The organism is Actinoplanes sp. NPDC051633, from assembly GCF_040681735.1.
Classification (GTDB): Bacteria; Actinomycetota; Actinomycetes; order Mycobacteriales; family Micromonosporaceae; genus Actinoplanes.
In genome coordinates this window covers 1-1,023 of record NZ_JBFAZH010001847.1, presented here as the reverse complement: position 1 = coordinate 1,023, position 1,023 = coordinate 1, and the positions used below count along the sequence as shown (strand labels likewise).

At 77.2% G+C, this 1,023-nt stretch carries 1 protein-coding gene; it reads left to right on the top strand.

Going from position 1 to position 1,023, the window contains the following annotated elements; all coding sequences use genetic code 11:
• The coding region (locus AB0M20_RS45625) for an ABC transporter transmembrane domain-containing protein (RefSeq protein WP_364307934.1) at nt 1-1,023 on the top strand (1,023 nt) is incomplete at both ends.

The window sequence follows — 1,023 nt, the reverse complement described above, 5'->3', positions numbered from 1 at the left end:
GGCCCGCTTCGGCAGCGGCCGCCTGACCGCCGCCCTGACGACCGGCCTGGACTCGATGCGGCCGTGGTTCGGCGGATACCTGCCGGCGCTGATCCTGGGCGTCGCGCTGCCGCCGCTGGTCGTGGTCGCGATGGCCGTCGTCGACCCGGCGTCGGCGCTGATCACCGTGCTGACGCTGCCACTGGTGCCGGTGCTGGGCGCGCTGATCGGCTGGGCCACCCGGGCGCGCGCCCAGGCGCGCTGGCACGAGGACGCGCGGCTGGCCGGGCACTTCCTCGACGTGGTGCGGGGCCTGGGCACGCTGCGGGTCTTCGGGCGGGCGGCCCGGCAGGCCGGGGTGGTGGCCGCGATGACCGACCGGCACCGGGCGGCGACGATGCGGGTGCTGCGGGTGGCGTTCCTGTCGTCGACCGCACTGGACCTGCTGGGCACGCTGTCGGTGGGGCTGATCGCGGTGGGTGCGGGCCTGCGGGTGGCGGCGGGCGACATGCCGCTGGAGGCGGCGCTGCTGGTCATCCTGCTGGCGCCGGAGGCGTACCGGCCGCTGCGGGAGTCGGCGGCCCGCTACCACGCGAGCGCCGCGGCCACCGCAGTGATGGACGACCTCGACGAGGTCCTCACCGGTCCGGCTGCGTCACCCGCAGCCCCCGACGCGCCCCGGGTTGGGGCGACCGCGGACGGTGTCCGGGTCCGGCATCCCGACGCGAGCCGCGACGCACTGCGGCTGAACCACCTCGAAGTGCGCGGCGGTTCGCTGGTGGCGTTGCGCGGGCCATCGGGCGCCGGGAAGACGACCGCACTGCGGGTGCTGGCCGGCCTGCAGCGGATCGACGCCGGCTCGGTCTCGGCGTCCCCACCGCTGTATCTGCCGCAGCGGCCGGTGCTGCCGCACGCCCGCACCGTGGCCGACGTGGCGGACCCGGCGGCTCTTCGGGTGGTGGGGCTCGACCTCCCGCCGGACACGCCCCTCGGCGAACACGGGCAGGGGGTGTCGGCCGGGCAGCGGCAGCGCCTGGCGCTGGC